At 68.0% G+C, this 14794-nt stretch carries 11 protein-coding genes; 5 read left to right on the plus strand and 6 right to left on the minus strand.

Going from position 1 to position 14794, the window contains the following annotated elements; all coding sequences use genetic code 11:
- The 4 genes from JS278_RS15015 (at position 1) to JS278_RS15030 (ending at position 7155) form a co-directional block, all read left to right on the plus strand.
- Positions 1 to 1623: a sugar ABC transporter ATP-binding protein gene (locus JS278_RS15015; RefSeq protein ID WP_245935143.1), complete on the plus strand. Its 1623-nt coding sequence runs from the start codon at positions 1 to 3 to the stop codon at positions 1621 to 1623.
- Positions 1620 to 2630 carry an ABC transporter permease gene (locus tag JS278_RS15020; protein ID WP_245935144.1) on the plus strand — a complete coding sequence of 337 codons (1011 nt, stop codon included), beginning with the start codon at positions 1620 to 1622 and terminating at the stop codon, positions 2628 to 2630. Before JS278_RS15015 ends, JS278_RS15020 begins: the two co-directional genes overlap by 4 nt.
- Positions 2627 to 3703 (plus strand): ABC transporter permease, encoded by a 1077-nt coding sequence (locus JS278_RS15025; protein ID WP_114045896.1) that lies wholly within the window; start codon positions 2627 to 2629, stop codon positions 3701 to 3703. The genes JS278_RS15020 and JS278_RS15025 overlap by 4 nt, the downstream gene beginning before the upstream one ends.
- Before the next feature lie 194 nt (positions 3704 to 3897).
- Entirely contained in the window at positions 3898 to 7155 is a 3258-nt protein-coding gene (locus JS278_RS15030; protein WP_114045897.1) for a LamG-like jellyroll fold domain-containing protein, read from the plus strand.
- Between the two features lie 103 nt (positions 7156 to 7258).
- Here the strand turns inward: JS278_RS15030 and JS278_RS16105 are convergent, their stop codons facing one another.
- The 4 genes from JS278_RS16105 to JS278_RS15050 all read right to left on the minus strand — a co-directional run bounded on the left by JS278_RS16105 (position 7259) and on the right by JS278_RS15050 (position 11855).
- Complete coding sequence (locus tag JS278_RS16105) at positions 7259 to 8245, minus strand: hypothetical protein (protein WP_181833762.1); 987 nt, start codon at positions 8243 to 8245, stop codon at positions 7259 to 7261.
- Positions 8246 to 8500: 255 nt separating this feature from the next.
- Entirely contained in the window at positions 8501 to 9964 is a 1464-nt protein-coding gene (locus JS278_RS15040) for a sugar porter family MFS transporter (protein ID WP_114045898.1), read from the minus strand.
- A 42-nt stretch (positions 9965 to 10006) separates the two neighbouring features.
- The gene (locus tag JS278_RS15045; RefSeq protein WP_114045899.1) at positions 10007 to 10807 is read right to left on the minus strand and encodes a TIM barrel protein; all 801 of its coding nucleotides are present in this window, start codon (positions 10805 to 10807) and stop codon (positions 10007 to 10009) included.
- A 34-nt stretch (positions 10808 to 10841) separates the two neighbouring features.
- Positions 10842 to 11855 (minus strand): Gfo/Idh/MocA family protein, encoded by a 1014-nt coding sequence (locus JS278_RS15050; protein WP_114045900.1) that lies wholly within the window; start codon positions 11853 to 11855, stop codon positions 10842 to 10844.
- A 162-nt stretch (positions 11856 to 12017) separates the two neighbouring features.
- Between JS278_RS15050 and JS278_RS15055 the strand changes: the two genes are divergently transcribed.
- On the plus strand, positions 12018 to 13037 hold the full coding sequence (locus JS278_RS15055) for a LacI family DNA-binding transcriptional regulator (protein ID WP_114045901.1): 1020 nt from the start codon (positions 12018 to 12020) through the stop codon (positions 13035 to 13037).
- On the opposite strand, the gene JS278_RS15060 is transcribed toward JS278_RS15055, so the two are convergent.
- Together JS278_RS15060 and JS278_RS15065 are read right to left on the minus strand one after the other, a co-directional pair.
- Positions 13038 to 13973, minus strand: a complete 936-nt coding sequence (locus tag JS278_RS15060) for an SMP-30/gluconolactonase/LRE family protein (protein ID WP_114045902.1) — start codon at positions 13971 to 13973, stop codon at positions 13038 to 13040. It abuts the gene before it with no gap.
- A gap of 157 nt (positions 13974 to 14130) precedes the next feature.
- Complete coding sequence (locus tag JS278_RS15065; RefSeq protein ID WP_114045903.1) at positions 14131 to 14790, minus strand: thiamine phosphate synthase; 660 nt, start codon at positions 14788 to 14790, stop codon at positions 14131 to 14133.
- Positions 14791 to 14794: the final 4 nt, after the last annotated feature.

Genomic DNA, 14794 nt, shown 5'->3' on the forward strand with positions numbered 1-14794 from the left:
ATGGCTGCATCCCGACCGGGCTCCGGACCGGCGCTCGAGGCGGACCACGTCACCAGGGCCTTCGGCACCGTCAAGGCCCTGGACGACGTGAGCTTCTCCGTGCGGCCCGGCTCCGTCCACGCCCTCATCGGCGAGAACGGCGCCGGCAAGTCCACCCTCATCAAGGTGCTCACCGGCGTCTACCAGCCCGATGACGGCAGCATCCTCCTGCACGGGGAGCCCGCACGCTTCAACCGACCGGCCGACGCCCAGGACGCCGGCATCTCGACGGTCTACCAGGAGGTGAACCTCATCCCGAAGCTGTCGATCGCCCGCAACGTCTACCTCGGTCGCGAGCCGCGCACCAGGCTGGGACTCATCGACACCCGCACCATGGACCGCAGAGCCCAGGAGGTGCTCGACGGCTTCGGCCTCCACGTCGACGTCACCGCCGATCTGGAGACCCTCGGACTCGGCGTCCAGCAGATGGTCGCGCTGGCCCGCGCGGTCACCATCGAGGCCGACGTCGTCATCATGGACGAGCCCACCAGCTCCCTGGAACGCCGCGAGGTCGAGACCCTCTTCAGCATCGTCCGCAGGCTGCGCGACGCCGGCAAGGCCCTCATCTTCGTCTCCCACCGGCTCGACGAGCTGTGGGAGGTCTGCGACGAGGTCACCGTGCTGCGCGACGGCCGCGTCGTCCACACCGGCACGATGGCCGAGCTGGACCGACGCCGGCTCATCTCGCTGATGCTCGGCCGCGACATCGAGGAGGTCGCCCACCAGGGCGCCACCAGCTTCGAACGCACCGACACGGCCGCCGAGGAGGCTCCGAAACTCACCGTCAAGGGTCTCAACGTCACCGGGCGCCTCCACGACGTATCCCTGTCGGTGCGCCCCGGCGAGGTCCTCGGCCTGGCCGGGCTGCTCGGCGCCGGACGCTCCGAGACCGTCAAGGCCGTCTACGGCGCCCTGCCCACCACCTCCAGCGAGGTCGAGGTCGACGGCCGCAAGGTGCGCCGCAACTCGATCCACTCCGCCATGGACGCCGGAATCGCGATGCTCTCGGAGGACCGCAAGGCCGAGGGGATCATCCCCGATCTCACCGTCCGCGAGAACATCATGATCGCGGTGCCGAAGAAGGTCTCGCGGTTCGGCGTCATCTCGGCGGCCAAGAGCCGCAAACTCGTCGAGGAGTACATCGACCGGCTCCACATCAAGGTCTCGGGGCCCGAACAGCTCGCCTCCGAACTGTCCGGCGGCAATCAGCAGAAGGTGCTGCTGGCCCGTTGGCTCGCCACCGATCCGAAGGTGCTGCTGCTCGACGAACCCACCCGCGGGATCGACGTCGGCGCCAAGGCCGAGGTGCAGCAGCTCATCGACGACCTGGCCGCCAGAGGCTACGCCGTCATCCTCATCTCCTCGGAGACCGAGGAGATCGCAGACGGCTCCGACCGCGCCGTCGTGCTGCGCGACGGGCGCATCAGCGGGGAGCTCGACGGCGAGGAACTCACCAATCAACGCCTCCTGCAGGTGCTCGTCGGCACCGAGCCCGCTCAGTCGATCACCGACGAACCGATGATCGACCAGGCGGGCGATGCGCAGGAAACGGCCGACCAGGCCGGGGAGGCGACCACACAGTGATATCGACATCCCGGGCCACCACCGGCTCGTCGACGAGGGGAGCGACGCCGCCTCCCGAGGAGCCCACCGGCAAGAAGTCCTCCCCCGCAGTGATGACCTGGATCTCCCGGTACGGCGTCTACGTCGCCCTGGTCATCCTCCTGCTGCTCAACATGGCCATCACCGACCACTTCATGACGGCGTCCAACCTGCGCCTCCAGCTCATCCAGACCGCCCCGACACTCATCGTGGCGATGGGCATGGCGATGGTCATCGGCACCCAGGGCATCGACCTGTCGGTCGGCGCGGTGATGGCACTCTCGGCGGCCGTCGTACCGCTCTACATCGGCTACGGCTCCGCGCCGGCCATCCTCATCGGCCTGCTCTTCGGCATCGCCTGCGGCCTCTTCGCCGGATTTCTGGTGGCCGTCGTCGGCCTCCAGCCCATCGTCGCCACACTGTCGGTGATGATCGGCGGCCGGGGCCTGGCCAACGTCATCGCCGGATCCATCAAGACCATCGACGATCCGGGAATCGTCGCACTGGGTACCGAATCAGTTCTCGGCATCCCCTACTCGGTACTCATCGGGCTGATCGTGGTGCTCATCGTCGCCTTCCTGGTGCGACGCACCACCTTCGGCCTCAATCTGGAATCGATCGGCGCCAACAAGCTGGCCACCAAGCTCGCCGGAGTGCGGATCGGGGCGGTGCTGCTGGCCGTCTACGCCATCAACGGCCTGCTGGCAGCCCTGTCGGGGATCATCGTCGCCGCCCGCACCCAGGCTTCCGACCCCAAGACGGTCGGCCTGCTGATGGAGATGGACGCCATCGCGGCGGTCGTCATCGGCGGCACTTCGCTGAACGGCGGCAAGGTGAGAGTCCTCGGCACGGTGGCCGGCGCCCTGCTGATGCAGCTCATCGCGGCCACCCTCGTCTCGCACAACGCGCCGGACTCGATGGCGCAGATGGTGGAGGCGGTCGTCATCGTCGCCGCCGTCTTCACCCAGGTCGGAAGGCGGAAGTCATGAGTTCCACACCAGCTGACATCACCGCCGTCAAGGCCCAGCGGCCCGGCCGTCTCGCCCAGATGTCCCGGTTCCTCCAGCGCAACGGCTCCTGGGCGGTGCTGATCCTCATGGTGATCGTCATGGCCGTGGCCTTCGACGGCTTCCTCACCGGATCCAACCTCGGCCAGATCGCCCGCCAGGCCTCCTTCTACGCTCCTCTGGCCCTCGGCCTCACCTTCGTGATCTTCACCGGCGGCATCGACCTGTCGATCGGATCCCTCTACGCGCTGGGCGGCGTGCTCGCCGCATGGGCCTCCTCGGCCGGGTTCATCCCGGCGCTGCTGGCCCCACTGGTGGTCTGCGGGATCATCGGCCTGGTGCAGGGCATGATCGTCGCCGGCACGAGGATCCCGGCCTTCATCGTCACCCTGGCCGGCATGATGTTCGCCCGCGGACTCGTGCTGTTCATCACCGACGAGGGATCGGTCACCCACCACGTGGCCCCCTCCTCCGGCTTCACCTCGCTGGCCAACGGGAACATCCTGGGAATCGGCAACACGGTGTGGCTGGTGGTGATCCTGTTCATCATCGGGGTCGTCGTCTCCAAGCGCACCTCCTACGGCGTCACCCTGCTGGCCATCGGCGGCCAGGAGGAGGCCGCCCGGCTGATGGGCCTGCCCGTCAGACGCTCACTGCTCGTCGCACACACCGTCTCGGGGATGCTCGCCGGACTTGCCGGGGCGATGACCGCCTCCTACACCGGTTCGGGCGTCACCACCCTGGGCGTCGGCCTCGAACTCACCGCCATCTCCGCCGTGGTGCTGGGCGGCACGATGCTCACCGGAGGATCCGGAACCATCATCGGGTCGCTGGCCGGCATCACGATCCTCCAACTGGTCGCCAACCTCATCAACCGGCTCGGACTCTCCAACTCCAACTGGCAGTCCGTGGTCAACGGCGTCCTGCTCGTGGTGGTCGCGGTGGTCCAGACCTACCTGTCGCGGATGCAGGCCCGCAACAGGGGCGATGCCGCCACCGCCCAGGAGGCCGCCAAGGACGCCCCGGAGCCCGAACCCGCGGTACCGGGGATCTGAACCCTCCGACGATCACTCCCGAGAGACCGCATTCCAGCATCGGGAGAGCCAGAACGGGTCTCGCGTGAGTGATCGTCGGGAGACACAACTGAATGGGGAACCCACAACCGAATACGGAGAATCACCGTTGATTCCCGAGGGGGAAACTCATGAGACGACACCGACTACCGGCGGCCGCGCTTGTCAGCCTGGCCATGATCGCAACATCCTTCGGCGCAGTCGCACCCGCGGCGAACGCCGACGAGGCGAGCACGCCCGGCTCCACCCGGAGCGCCACTGCCACGCCGACCGCTTCCACCACACCGACTGTCTCCACCACGCCGACCACGGCGTCCCCGTCGGCCGTCTCAGCCCACGCCGGGCTCCAGGCCGACTACTATCTGCTCAACTCCGACTTCACCTTCGGCACTCACAAGGCCACCGTGGTGGAGCAGAACCTCAACGTCGCCAATATGGTGCCGAACTACCAGCGTTACGCCGGGGTCAAGGAGAAGGCCGGGGTCCGTTGGACCGGCTCCCTCCAGGCGCCCACCACCGGGGCGTACACCTTCACCGCCACCGGCGACAACGGCTTCCGGATGTGGATCGACGGCGTCCAGGTCTTCGACTGGTGGGTCGACCAGTGGGACAAGCCGCAGACGTCGAAGTCCATCCAACTCTCCTCAGGGGCCCACGAGTTCAAGTTCGAGCAGTTCCAGAACGACGGCGGGGCCAACATCAAGCTGGAATGGGCGGGCCCCGGGATCGCCAGACAGGTCGTCCCCGGCTCGGCCTTCCGACTGCCCTCCTCCTATGACGGGGAATGGGCCGACATCGCCGTGGCCGAGAGCGGTCGCACCCTCAGCGCGGAGTTCGACTCCGCGCTGTCGGGATCGGTGGACCCCTCCCAGCTCACCGTCCTGGCTGACGGCACCGCGCTGCCGGTCTCCTCGGCCGGCATCTCGGGCAAGCGCCTCACCGTGAGCGTCCAGGCACCGATCCAGAAGGGCGTCCAGGTGCGCCTGGCCTACAACGGCAAGGGCACCCTGACCTCTGGCGGCACCGCGGTGAAGGCCTTCGACCTGCCCGCCACCAACGGGTCGACCTATCGGATGTCGACCCCGTGGGCCTCCAAGGTGGACAAGAACAATCCGCTGCCCGAATACCCGCGCCCCCAGCTGGTACGCACCCAGTGGAGGAACCTCAACGGCCAGTGGGGACTGGCGACCCTTGCCAAGGGCGCTGCGGCACCGGTCAACGGCTCCGGTGCCGCCTACAAGGAGAAGGTCACCGTCCCCTACGCCCTCGAGTCGACGCTGTCGGGGATCGGGCGCCATGAGGACCACTTCGCCTACCGGCGCACCTTCACCGTGCCCGCGTCGTGGCGGATCGGAACCCACCAGCGCCTCAAGCTCAACTTCGGCGCGGTGGACTACGACGCCACCGTCTACGTCAATGGCACGCAGGTCGCCCATCACACCGGCGGCTACGAGGCCTTCACCGCCGACGCCACCGACGCTCTGAGACGCGGCACCAACGAGCTCGTCGTCAAGGTGACCGACACCACCGGCGACCAGCCCCGGGGCAAGCAGACACCGAACCCGTCGGGCATCTTCTACACCTCGGCGTCAGGCATCTGGCAGACCGTGTGGATGGAGCCCACCCCGACGGCGTCGATCACCAATGTCTCCTACCGCACCGATCTGGCCAAGAGCCAGCTTCAGGTGCTGACAACAGGCGACAGGCTCGCCGGTCAGAAGGTCACCGTCACGGTCCGCGACGGCCACCGCGTCGTCGGCCGGGCCACCGCCAAGGGCGGCGACTGGGCCAACGTCACCATCCGGCGCCCGCACCTGTGGAGTCCCGACGATCCGCACCTCTACAACGTCACCGTCGCGTCCGGGGCCGACGTCGTGAGCAGCTACGCCGGGATGCGCACCGTCTCGATCGGCAAGGTCGACGGGGTCAACAAGATCCTGCTCAACGGGCGGCCGACTTTCCTGCTGTCGACCCTCGACCAGGGCTACTGGCCCGACGGCGTCTACACCGCGCCGACCGATGAGGCGCTGAAGTGGGACATCCGGCAGACCAAGGAGTTCGGCTTCAACACCATCCGCAAGCACATCAAGGTGGAGCCGGCGCGCTGGTACTACGAGGCCGACCGGCAGGGCATGCTCGTCTGGCAGGACATGCCCGCCAACAACGGGGGTAACGCCACTTCGGCGACGCGCGACCAGTTCAAAAAGGAGCTCTCCGAAATCGTCGCTCAGCACTCCTGGAGCACCTCGATCATCGGCTACGTCCCGATGAACGAGGGCTGGGGCGAGTGGAGCAAGGAGGGCACCGCCGAACTGGCGGCCACCGTCAAGAAGCTCGACCCGAGCCGGCTGGTCAACGCCCACTCCGGCGTCAACTGCTGCAACTCGCACGGCGACTCGGGTGCCGGCGACGTCATCGACTGGCATCAGTACACCGGGCCGGCCTTCCCCTCCCCGGACGCCACGAGGGCGGCCATCAACGGCGAGCACGGCGGGTTCTCCCTGTCGGTGCCGGGCCACGTGTGGCCCGGTGGATCGGTGAATCCGTACGGCGAGGTGGCCGATTCCGCCGCTCTGACGGCCGCCTACGTCAAGAACACCGCCGCTCTGGTGAGGGCCGCCGGCAACAACCTGTCGGGATCGGTGTACACCCAGACCACCGACGTCGAGGGCGAGGTCAACGGCCTGTGGACCTATGACAGGCAGGTGCAGAAGATGGACAAGGCCAAGGTGCGGGCCGCCAACCAGCAGGTGATCCGGGCCGGATCCGGGGCGCCCGGCAGCCACAAGCCGGTCGGCGGCAAGGAGGGCGTCGCCCGATGGTCGATGGATGAGGGATCGGGCACGGTCGCCAAGGACTCGACGAAATTCGGCAACACCCTCTACCTGGGTGACGGCGTCACCTGGGGTACCGGTGCCGACGGCTCCGGCCACTCGCTGGTGCTGGCCGGAAAGCAGTCGGCCCAGACCACCGTCAAGCAGCTCGACACCACCGCGAGCTACACCGTCTCGAGCTGGGTCAAACTGACCTCGCTGCCCTCCAAGGGCGGCTACGCCACCTTCCTCAGCGCCGACGGGGCCGATCAGAAGAGCTCCTTCTTCCTCCAGTACGGCAACCAGGCCGACATCAACGGCTTCGCGATGTCGTTCGCGGGCGGGCCGCGCGCCGTCGCCCCGGTGACCGCCGAGACCGGCAGGTGGTATCACCTTGTCGGGGTGCGCGACGCCGCGACCCAGCAGCTGAAGCTCTACCTCGACGGCAAGCTGGTGAGTACGGTCGCCGCCCACGGGGCCTCGCCGAGCACCGGCGTCGTGGCTCTGGGCCGCGGCCAGTGGGAGGGCAGTTCGGTCGACTACCTCACCGGGGCCCTGGACGGCGCCCGGATCTGGGACCGGGCGCTGACCGATGCGGAGGTGGCGGCCCTGGCGAAGTGATCAGCTGGCCCTGACCGCCTGATCGCAGTTCCCGGATTCCCCGCTCATCGCGGTGTTTCGTCCCGGCCGGGACGTAAACCCTCGTTGAGCGGGGAATCCGGCGTCAGCGGGCCGGGACCGGAGAGGGTTCACCGTCCCCGGAGGGAACCGACCCGGTATCGGCCTCGGTCCGCGCGGGCTCGCCCGCCGAAGTGGCGGTCGTCGTGGCCTCGGGGGTGGGACTCTCGGGAGACACAGCCGGGGAGGACGTGGTGGGTTTCGGGCTGGAAGGGGTGGCCTCGCCCGTCCCCCCCGGGGAGCCCGGGGAGGAGGGGTCGACAGATGTGGAGGGAGAGGGCTTCGGGGTGGGCGAGGTGGTGCCCCCCGATCCGCCCGGGTGTGTGGGACCGGGCGGTGTGGAGGGCCTGCTGCCCGAACCGCTGCCGCTGCCCGAGCCGCTGCCGGTGCCCGAACCACTGCCGGTGCCGCTGCCCGCACCACTTCCACTGCCCGAACCGCTGCCGCTGCCGGTGGCCGGATTGCCGCCGGGATTGCGCGAGCCGGTGTCACCCGATGTCGAGCCCGACTTCGAGGTGGCGCTGCCCGGGCGCGAGGCATGGCCGCCATTGGCCCCGGGAGTGGCTCTCGGAGCAGTGTCGTCGTGCCGCTTCTGAGGCACCGACGACGGCGTGATGGTCAATGACGCCGGTGAACTGTAGGTGCCCGAGGCGCTGATCGCGCTCACCTTGATGACCACCCGAGAGGCGCCGAGCCACGGATAGGTGAAGGTGGTCACCCCGACGCGCTTGGTCGGCCCACCCTGCACGGTGACCTCGAAGAGGGAGGTCAGGGTAGCGTCGCCGGCGTCCCACCCGACCGTGAAACTGGAGGCGTTACTGGCCGTCAGGCGGAGATTGCGGACCGCGCGCGGGGCCCGGGCCTCGTCCGCGTCGACGGCCGCGGTGGTGCGGGAGGACAGCGGAGGGGCCCCCGTCCCCTTCATGGCGCCGCGACCGCTGACGTCGCGCGTCCCGATGGCGACAGCGCCCGCCACGCCGGCCACCGCAAGGGTGATAGCCGCCGCGATCATGACGATCCAACGCTGTTTCACCACCCCAGTCTAAGCAGACAAAAGCTCAGAATCACGTTTATCTCACTCTCAGCTTCATCTCAGAACCCGGGAAAACCCCTTACGAAAAGCCCTGGTACAAACCCCGATCCTGAGGATGACAGGCCTCTTCGTCTCAGGATCCACGACTCGCGGACAGGCGACACGCCCCCCGGGGGGCGTGTCGCACACTCCTGCTGCGCCGGAGCAGGTCCTCGGTACACGTTCGTTCGGGGCCTGCCTCGGCACTGCCGAGCCTCAGGCCGAGGCGAAGTCCTCCTCGAGTTGTTCCAGCGAACGGCCCTTCGTCTCCGGGATGAACTTCAGATAGAAGAACACCGTCAGGAAGTTCACCGCAGCGAAGATGAAGAACACCCCGCCGCCCAGGGCCGCCTCCAGGGGCGGGAAGAGTCGCGCCACCAGATAGTTGGCCATCCAGTTGGCGAACACGGCCACCCCCATCGCCTTGCCGCGGATCCGCAGCGGGAAGATCTCGGCCAGCATGAGCCAGAAGATCACCGCGACGAAACCCTGCATGAAGAACAGGAAGAGCATCATGAAGGCCAGCACCAGGTAGGAGCGCACCGGCCCCTCGGCTCCGAAGGAGAACACGGCGCCCATCGCCGCCAAGGCGCAGGTGACGCCGACCTGCCCGATCAGCAGCATCGGACGGCGCCGGAACCTGGGCAGCAGGACCATCGACCCGAATGCGACCGAGCACACCGCGACGACGCCGTTGCCGATGGTGGCCACCAGTGATGCGCTGGTCCCCAGGCCGGTGTCGATGAGGATCATCGGCGCGTAGTACATCACCGAGTTGACGCCGGTCATCTGGGACAGGAAGGCCAAGCCGATGCCGATCAGGGTGATCCGGCGTATCCACGGCACATTGAGGTCGCTCCAGAACCGGGTGCTGGACTCCTGCTTGATGTTGTCGATGTGGCCCTGGAGGGCGTCGAGCTCTCCGGAGACGTCGTCCCCCTTGCGCAGCTGCCACAGCACGTCGCGGGCCTCGGCGCGGCGTCCCTTGGACATCAGCCAGCGCGGCGACTCGGTGAGCGTGAAGGTGCCCAGGAACAGCCCGAGGGCCGGCAGAGTACACAGCACGAGCATGAATCGCCAGGCGTGCGGATGCCCGGGCCAGACGTTGGCGATCACCGCATTGGTGGTGTAGGCGAGCAACTGCCCGGTGACGATGGTGAGCTCGTTGCGGGCCACCAGCATCCCGCGCATCTCGGTGGGCGCCAGCTCCCCGATGAACACCGGGACGGTGGCCGACGCGCCGCCGACGGCCAGACCGAGGATGAAGCGGAAGACCACCATGACGGTGGCGGTGGGGGCCAGGGAGGTGCCCAGGGCCCCGATGATGAACAGCAGGGAGAGGATGAGCAGAGTCTTCTTGCGTCCTCCCTTGTCGGCCATGTTGCCCGAGAGGATGCCGCCGAATGCGGCGCCCAGTACCAGCGACGAGGTGACGGTGGCCACCTGGTCGGCGCTCAGGGCCAGGCCGCCCTTGACCGTGGGCAGTTGGAGGAAGGGGATGGCGCCGGAGATCACGCCGGTGTCGAAACCGAAGGCCAGGGCGCCCAGGGTCGCGACGAAGACGACGCGGTGGATGCTCTTCTTCTTCATGTGTGTGCCCTTGACGGAGATGTCGGGGGCGGCCGCGTCTGGGCCCGGGGTGGGGGTGGAGGAGCTCTCTGGCTCCACGGGTGCTGTCATTTCTGTGTCCTTCGCGTCGTCGTTGACGGGTGGAATGGGATCTCAGTCGAGGTCTGAGAAGGTGGTGATGAAGTCGTCGAGGGCGTCATCGGAATCGGCGGAGGCGAAGGCCTCCATGGCCACCACCCCGTCGTAGCCCATCTGGTCCAGCGCCCTGGCCACATTGCGGTAGCAGATCTCCCCGGTACCGGGCTGGCAACGTCCCGGAGCATCGGCGATCTGGATCTCCCCGATCCACGGCAGGGACTCACGACAGGTGTCGATCAACCGCCCGTCGCCCAGCTGGGCGTGGTACAGATCCAGATTCATCCGCACATGGGGCGAGTCCACCGCCGCCACCAGCGCCCTGGTATCACCCGGATGGGAGAACGGATCCCCGGGATGATCGGTCGGCAGATTCAGATTCTCCAGGGAGAACACGACATCGGCCTCCTGGCCGATCGCCGCGAGCTTCTCGATGGTCAGGGCGGCCCTGGCCCACATGGCCCCGGTCACGGTCTCCACCTGCTCCACCGGGATACCGCCCTCACCCAGCCCGGTCCCGTGGAAGTTCAACCTCGGACACCCGATCACCTTCGCGGCCTCCACCGACTTTCGGGCCGAGGACAGGAACGCCTCGATGCCCTGGTCATCGGTCAGCGTGCCCGAGATGTAGCCGGTCATCGACCCGATATCGGCGCCGACCCCCGCCAGCGCCTCCAGATCCTTGGTCGTCCAGTCCCACATCTCCACCTGCAGACCCCGCGCCGCGATCCGCTCCACCCGCTCGATGAACGGCCGATCAGTGAAGATCATCTCCGCGCACGCCGCCAGCGTGAACGGACTGTTGGTCACATGCTCCATCGCACTTACTCCTCTGTCTGTTCCTGCTCGTGTCTCACTTGACCTCGTCGATGCCCACCGGCCTGTGTTCTGCCGCCGAGCGGATCGACGCCGCCGCGATCCACTGCGCCCGCAACCCGTCAACCGCACCGGGCACCGCCACATCCGCCCCACCGATCCGATCGGCGAAGGCCTGGAACTCCCCCCGATACGCGCCGTGATACCGCGACTCATCGGTGCCACGGGTGTCGGCATGCATGCCGGAGGCGTCGAAGACCCGGGCCGCCGTGTTCGTCGGATCGCCCATCTGCACCATCCCGGCCGACCCGAACACCTCACCGCGCAGGTCATAGCCGTACATCGCACAGAACGACGCCTCCGCAGTGGCGATCGCCCCATTGTCGAAACGGATCACCACCACCGCCGAGTCCTGGAACCCCGACTCCCGGGCCTGCGGCGCCACCAGCGCATCAGCCACCGCATACACCTCGACCGGCTCCGAGCCGGCGTTGAGCCAGCAGATCGTGTCGAAATCATGGATCAGCGTCTCGTTGAACACCGTCCCCGCAGCGATCCTCGCCGGATCGGCGCCGAACGGACCCGGATCCCGGGTCAACGAATGCACCCGCTGCACCGACCCCACCACACCGGCCTCCACAGCCTTCTTCGCATTCACCCACGACTCGGCGAACCGGCGGTTGAACCCCACCTGGAACACGATGCCGGCCTTCTCGGCGTCAGCGGCCGCCCGGGCGGCCGAGGCCACGTCGACCCCCAACGGCTTCTCAGTGAAAATATGCTGACCCGCCCCAGCGAAGGCCTCGATCAACTCGGGATGCAACTTCGCCGGAGCCGTGATCACCACCGCATCCACCCCATCATCGCCGGCCAGCTCCAGAGGATCACGGACCGTCCGGGACACCCCCAACCCGGCCGCCAACTCGTCGAGATCCGGGGCGAACGGATCCGCCAGCACCGTCAACTCCAGACCAGCCACCTCACCGGCCGTCAACAACCGGGCATGATGACGCCCGATCCGCCCCGCACCCACCACAGCAACTCTCGTCATCTGGACTCCCTCGTCCCGTCACGACCTCTGAGGCGGCTTCCGCGCCGCCGCCTGGATCGAATAATTAATACGTACCAGTTGATTGTATGGACATGCTTTCGTGGATGTCAACAGGCCGCGCCTCGTCCTCTACACTGATCAGCGCCTGAGACAGGAGACGAGATGCCCCACGCCGCGGACTCCGGCCGCCCCACCATGCGCGACGTCGCCCGGGAGGCCGGGGTCTCCCAGTCCCTGGTCTCGATCATCTTCCGGGGTGCCCCCGGGGCGAGTGACGCCACCCGACGACGCGTCCAGGAGGTGGCCGATCGTCTCGGTTATGTCCGTGACGAGAGTGCCCGCTCCCTCCGCTCCGCCCGGTCGACCAATATCGGCGTGGTCTTCCAGACCCGCCAACCCTTCCACAGCGAGATGCTGGACGGGCTGTACACGGCGACCGTCGGGATGCCGAACAGGCTGATCCTGTCGGCCGTCTCGGAGGCCAGGGACGAGGCGGTCGCGATTCGGGACCTGGTCTCCTACCGGTGCGGGGCCCTCGTCCTGCTGGGCCCCCGCATGCCCGAGGAGGAGCTCATCGAGCTGGGCGGCACCATCCCGGTGGTGTCGGTGGCCCGCCGCTGTCCCTCGGCCGGGGTCGACTGGGTGGTGTCCGACGATGCCCAGGGGATGGGCCTGGCCCTCGACCATCTGGTGAGGCTCGGCCACCGCCACATCACATTCCTGTCGGCGCCGGTGTCCCCGGGCGGCAGGGAACGCGAACACGCCTTCCAGGATGCCGCGGAGACCCGGGGGCTCACCGATGAGGTGATCATTGCGCGCGGCGGCATGACCGAGGCCGAGGGGGTCGAGGCCGCCGAGCGGATCCTGAGCCTTCCGGAGCTGCCGAGCGCCGTCATCGCCTTCAACGATCGCTGCGCACTGGGGGTCCTCGACGTCCTGGTCCGTGCCGGGGTCGACGTGCCCGGCGAGGTGTCGCTGATCGGTTTCGACGACTCCCAGATCGCCTCCAGGAAGCCCATCCTGCTCACCTCGGTACGCCAGGACCCGATGAGCCTGGCACGTTTCGCCGCCGAGCGGGCGGTGCAGCGGATGAGTCCGGAAGGTCCGGCGTCCGAGCCCCGGGGGACGATCCTGCCGGTGACGTTGACGATCCGCGCCACAACAGGGCCAGCCGCCGGCTGATCAGGAGAACTGGTAGGAGCTGTGTGCCTTGCCCAGCGCCTCGGCGGCGAAGATCCAGGAACCCTGGTCTCCGTCGAAGTCGTTGGTGCAGATGAGCAGTGTGCTGGTACCCGGGATGATCATCGGGTGGGTGGAGCGCAGGTTGTGGCCGGTCTCGCGGTCCGGCAGCAGGATCTGCTTCACGAGCACCCCCTCGGCGCTGAAGCACAGCACCCGGCCCTGCTCGTACATGGCGACGTAGAGGTTGCCGTCGGCGTCCACCGAGCAGGAGTCGGGGCCCTCCAGGCCGGAGAAGGTGAACGGGACCGACGTGCCGTAGGGCGGTATCGAGACCCGGTCGTCCTCGAGCTGGATCCAGTGCAGCCGGTTGGCGGCCATCTCGGTGACCCACAGCCTGTGCTCGTCGGGGGACAGGGCCAGGCCGTTGGGGGTCGCCAGATGGGGCACCACCGGGGTGATCGAGGAGAGGTCGGCCGGCACGTGGTAGATGCCGCCGGTGGGGTTGAAGACCGGTCCTGTGAAGTCGGAGAAGTAGAACCCGCCGTCGGAGTCGAAGACCATGTCGTCGGGGACGAATCCCTTGTCAGGGGCGATGATGGTCTCCTGGTGGGAGCCGTCGGGAGCCATCGCGATGATCGAGCCGTTGTCACGCATATTGGCCAGGCAGCACAGGAAGAGCCGCCCGTCCCGGTGGATCTTGAGGGCCGAGGGGTTCTGCCCGGTCAGGGTGGTGACGACCGACAGCTCCTTGGCCGGGAGCGCCAGCCTGTACACGTTGCCCTCGAAGACGTCGACGAAGTAGAGGTCGCCGGAACGGTCGAAGCACAGCCCCTCGAGCTGCTTCGGGTCTGGGGAGACCTGGAACCAGGATTCGGCCACCTCCGCGGGGACGGTCCGCTCGTGATCGGGGATTCCCGCGAGTTCCTTCACTGACATGTTCGACGCTCCTCGGTTTCACAGGCCGCCCACGGCGGCGGCACCGGATGCCAGCCTATTCGACGGGCCGATGCGCATATCACTCGCTGGAGGCCCGATTCCGGACAGGAGGTTTCGATCCGCGCCCTCCAGCTAGCAAAATGCGCACGCCATCGTCTCAGCGAACCTCCGGGAACGCCGCCACCACCCGCCGGACCACCGCTGCCGGGTCCTCGACGCCCATGATCGCCCGCACCAGCGCGAGCCCGGCCACCCCGGTTGCGGCCAGATTCTCGGCGTCGGAGGGCCTGACATCGCCGATCGCCACCATCGGCAGCTCGGTGGCGGCGACCAGCGGCGGGTAGCCGTCCAGACCCAGGGGGGTACGTCCCGAGTTCTTCGTGGGGGTGGGCCGGAAGGGGCCGCAGCCGATGTAGTCGAGCTTGTCGGCCAGCTTCTGGGCGCCCTGAACGAGCTCCATGGTGCCGGTGGTCATCCCGATGATCGCTTCGGGGCCCAGCATCGCCCGTGCCGCCGCCACTGGCAGGTCGTCCCAGCCCAGGTGCACCCCGGCCACCGGGGCGCCGGCGTACCGGGCGGCGAAGGCCACGTCGGCGCGGTCGTCGACGATCACCCGGGTGGCCGGGGCGACGTCGCGGACGGCCTCGGCGACGGCGGTGAGCAGTTCGAGCAGCTCTGCCGTGCCGGCCTCCTTGCACCGCACTTGGATCATCCCGGCTCCGGCTGCGGCGGCTGCGGCAGCGGTCTCGACAGTGTGCCGGTCGTGACCGGAGGTCACCAGGTAGCACCGAAGGTCGAGTTCGTCCGCGCTTGTCATACGT

The sequence above is a fragment of the Acidipropionibacterium virtanenii genome, from assembly GCF_003325455.1.
Classification (GTDB): Bacteria; Actinomycetota; Actinomycetes; order Propionibacteriales; family Propionibacteriaceae; genus Acidipropionibacterium; species Acidipropionibacterium virtanenii.

What these genes read in the sequence shown, in the direction of transcription:
- JS278_RS15045 (WP_114045899.1), bottom strand. Translation starts at nt 10,807, where the DNA reads ATGGAGCATGTGACCAACAGTCCGTTCACGCTGGCGGCGTGCGCGGAG.
- JS278_RS15040 (WP_114045898.1), bottom strand. Translation starts at nt 9,964, where the DNA reads ATGACAGCACCCGTGGAGCCAGAGAGCTCCTCCACCCCCACCCCGGGC.
- JS278_RS15030 (WP_114045897.1), top strand. Translation starts at nt 3,898, where the DNA reads ATGATCGCAACATCCTTCGGCGCAGTCGCACCCGCGGCGAACGCCGAC.
- JS278_RS15065 (WP_114045903.1), bottom strand. Translation starts at nt 14,790, where the DNA reads ATGACAAGCGCGGACGAACTCGACCTTCGGTGCTACCTGGTGACCTCC.
- JS278_RS15060 (WP_114045902.1), bottom strand. Translation starts at nt 13,973, where the DNA reads ATGTCAGTGAAGGAACTCGCGGGAATCCCCGATCACGAGCGGACCGTC.
- JS278_RS15055 (WP_114045901.1), top strand. Translation starts at nt 12,018, where the DNA reads ATGCCCCACGCCGCGGACTCCGGCCGCCCCACCATGCGCGACGTCGCC.
- JS278_RS15015 (WP_245935143.1), top strand. Translation starts at nt 1, where the DNA reads ATGGCTGCATCCCGACCGGGCTCCGGACCGGCGCTCGAGGCGGACCAC.
- JS278_RS15025 (WP_114045896.1), top strand. Translation starts at nt 2,627, where the DNA reads ATGAGTTCCACACCAGCTGACATCACCGCCGTCAAGGCCCAGCGGCCC.
- JS278_RS15050 (WP_114045900.1), bottom strand. Translation starts at nt 11,855, where the DNA reads ATGACGAGAGTTGCTGTGGTGGGTGCGGGGCGGATCGGGCGTCATCAT.